Source organism: Allgaiera indica, from assembly GCF_900106675.1.
Classification (GTDB): Bacteria; Pseudomonadota; Alphaproteobacteria; order Rhodobacterales; family Rhodobacteraceae; genus Acidimangrovimonas; species Acidimangrovimonas indica.
Map to the genome: position 1 here is coordinate 1 of NZ_FNOB01000042.1, position 3061 is coordinate 3061.

The 3061-nt window shown below is 64.6% G+C and carries 3 protein-coding genes and 2 pseudogenes; 3 read left to right on the forward strand and 2 right to left on the reverse strand.

Going from position 1 to position 3061, the window contains the following annotated elements; all coding sequences use genetic code 11:
* Positions 1-380 (reverse strand): annotated as a pseudogene (locus BLV97_RS19815) (IS5 family transposase); the annotation flags it as partial.
* Positions 381-542: 162 nt separating this feature from the next.
* Between BLV97_RS19815 and BLV97_RS19820 the strand changes: the two are divergent.
* Positions 543-1082, forward strand: coding sequence for a trehalose-6-phosphate synthase (locus BLV97_RS19820; protein WP_035841524.1), 540 nt, complete (start codon positions 543-545; stop codon positions 1080-1082).
* Positions 1083-1184: 102 nt separating this feature from the next.
* On the opposite strand, the pseudogene BLV97_RS19825 reads toward BLV97_RS19820, so the two are convergent.
* Positions 1185-1433 (reverse strand): annotated as a pseudogene (locus BLV97_RS19825) (transposase); the annotation flags it as partial.
* A 127-nt stretch (positions 1434-1560) separates the two neighbouring features.
* Between BLV97_RS19825 and BLV97_RS21700 the strand changes: the two are divergent.
* Together BLV97_RS21700 and BLV97_RS21345 are read left to right on the forward strand one after the other, a co-directional pair.
* Positions 1561-2268 (forward strand): NADH-quinone oxidoreductase subunit A, encoded by a 708-nt coding sequence (locus BLV97_RS21700; protein ID WP_244521078.1) that lies wholly within the window; start codon positions 1561-1563, stop codon positions 2266-2268.
* Positions 2265-3061: heavy metal-binding domain-containing protein (locus BLV97_RS21345; RefSeq protein WP_280138225.1), on the forward strand; the 797-nt coding region annotated here is incomplete at its 3' end. The genes BLV97_RS21700 and BLV97_RS21345, both read left to right, overlap by 4 nt.

The window sequence follows — 3061 nt, forward strand, 5'->3', positions numbered from 1 at the left end:
CTTGGTGTTCATGCCGCCCTTTGTCCGGCCAATCAGGCGTCCACGCCCCCCTTTTTCACGCCCATGCTGGTCGCTGTTCGGTGTGCCTTCAGGTAAGTGGCGTCGATCATCACAGTCTTCTTTTCGCCATGCTCGGCGGCCAGACCGGCCATCATCCGGGCGAAGATGCCCTTGTCACTCCACCGTTTCCAACGGTTGTACAGCGTCTTGTGCGGCCCATAGGCAGCAGGGGCATCGCGCCACCGTAAACCATTGCGATTGATAAAAATAATTCCACTCAACACGCGCCGATCATCAACGCGGGGTTTGCCGTGTGACTTGGGGAAGAAGGGCTCAAGACGCGCCATCTGCGCATCCGTCAGCCAGAAGAGATCAGACATGTTCACCGCTCGTTTTTCGAACTGTGAATCACGCGGCCAACCGGAAATCAATGGGTCCTGGCCCTAGCACGAGCCGGAAAGGGCCAGTTCCACGCCATGTCCGAAAGGCTAATCGTGGTATCCAACCGCATCCCTACCACTGAACCGTCATCCGGGGGTCTGGTGGTCGCCCTGCACGGCGCGCTTTCCGAGCAAGGGGGTCTGTGGATCGGCGCGCATGCAGAGCTTGACTGGACACCGATCCGCTACATTCACCGCGCAGTAGACCGCGACAAGCTGGCGCTTCTCTACCGGATGGCCCGCATCGGGCTGGTGACCTCGTTCGCCGACGGCATGAACCTGGTCGCCAAGGAATATGTCGCCGCCCAGGACCCCGAGGATCCGGGCGTCCTGATCCTGTCACGCTTCGCGGGCGCCGCCGAGGACATGAAAGGCGCGCTTCTTGTCAATCCCTACGACATCCAGGCTTGCGCACTGGCAATCGACGAGGCCTTTCACATGCCGCGCGAGGAACGCTTGCGCCGCCACAAAATCAACCTCTCCGTGGTCGAACGCACCGATGTTTCGACCTGGGCCGCGCAATTTCTTTCCTCGCTTGCAGAGGCGCCGACCACGCCCGAGGCGGCGACACGGCGCGGAAAGAGGCTTCGGATCCCTGGGGCCGAGCGCGGCCTCTTGCGGGCCGTGCACCGACCGATCTGATATTTTTGGCTTTTGACACCATCTGTTTCCGCAGCCCAGCAACAGCGACCACAGAGTGCCGATCTGCTGCCGGTCTGGTGGACACCGGGTCGGGGTACGGACTCATAGCCAGAACACGACGGTTGCGGCGAGTGCGACAACCGAGAGGAAGACCTTCGGGCCTCTGTCGTAGCGCGTGGCAACTCTGCGCCAGTCCTTCAGCCTTCCGAACATGATCGCGATGCGGTTGCGGCGTTTGTAGCGGCGCTTGTCGTGTTCGACCGGCTTGGCGCGCGACTTCCGGCCAGGGATGCGGCGGTTGATACCCTTGTCCTGCAAGGCTTCACGATACCAGTCCGCGTCATGGCCTCGGGCAAGCGGCTCAGCAATGCCCCCATCGGTTCGATATCGTGTTTGTCGAAGGCCGCAAGCCCGAGCAGTTCGCCAGATGCACGTCCCCCGAGCGGTCAATCCGCCGTTCACCGAGGCCGAGAGCACTTTGGAATACCTCGGCTGCCGTCGCGCGGCGGATGACCGGGATTGCCGCGATGCCCGTCGCGTGGCGATGTTCTGCAATGGCGTCTGGTGCGGGCAGTCGCCCGCGGCTATTCGCAAGATGACCACGGCCGGCCTTCCGGCAAAGCGCATCCTTTACGATCGCAACCGAATGCAGGGCCGGTTGCTGCAGGGCTTGAGCGTCTGGACGCCGGGCGGAACCGAAAGTTTTCGCATCCGACGGCCCTGGCCGCCCAATTTTCTGCCAACCTTCCAGCGCAGGAGCCGATTGCCCGAGTCTTCTCATTGCCCTATCGTCACGGATGAGCCACGACGCGGAGGGCTTGTTTTGACGCAATTGGCACAATACGCGATCCTGCTGGGGCTGACTCTGGGCGCATTCGCTTTCGTCGCCAGCCTCTATGCCCTGGCGCGCGCCATCGGCCGCTCGCTGGACGAGCCGGGCAAGGACGTGCCTGCCTCCTCGGGCACCCTGTCGCGCGATCCGGTGTGGGTGCGCTATCACGCCAAGTATTTCGGCTATGCGCTGCTGTTTCTCGCCTTCGATATGGAAATGGCCTTCATGTATCCTTGGGCGGTCGTCTACCGCGAAGAGGGGCTGGTGGCGCTTCTCGACATGGGTGTGTTTCTGGCAATCCTGTTTCTCGGCCTGCTCTATGGCTGGAGCCAGGGCGCCCTGAGGCGGCAATGAACGCGCTGAGCGGCGCGCGACCGGCGATGCCGGGCGGCCTGCGCGGGCTGCTTGCGCGGGCGATGGCCGCCGATCTTCGCGCCTTCGTGGTGCCGGGGCTGGATATCGCGCGGGCGGGCGGGCTTGATCCGGCCGGGGCCGGGCTGCGCCTTGCCGACACTCCGCGCCACGCCGATGTCCTGCTGATCGCCGGGCCGCTGCCGCCGGACCTGCTGGATGCGGCCTGCGTGGTCTGGGCACAGATGCCGCGCCCCCGTGCGATCCTGGCGCTTGGCGCGGACAACATCGCGCCGCTGCCGGCGCCGGATGCGGTCGGGGCGCTCTCGCAAGACGGGCTGGCAGAGGGCGTTGCGACCCTGCGCAAGGCTTTCGCCACAGGCGCCTTTGCCCGGAACGTCACGGATTTCGACGCGCCCGCGCTTGCCGCGCGCATCGAATATACCTGTCCGATGCACCCCGAGGTGATCTCGGATGAACCCGGCAAATGCCCGATCTGCGGCATGTTCCTTGTCGAGCGCGAAGTCTCGGGTGCGGCCCCGGCCAGTGATGACGACCACAAGGACCATCACGGCCAGGGCGCGCACAAGCACGGGAAGTCCACTCCGACGCAGGCCGCGCAGTCGGACCATTCCCCCCACGCCGCCCATGGCGATACCCCCGTCTACACCTGTCCGATGCACCCCGAGGTGACCTCTGACAGCCCCGGAAGCTGCCCCAAGTGCGGCATGGATCTGGTGCCGCAGGACAAGGAAGACGCGCAATCCGGCCACCACGGCCACGGCGACCATTCCCC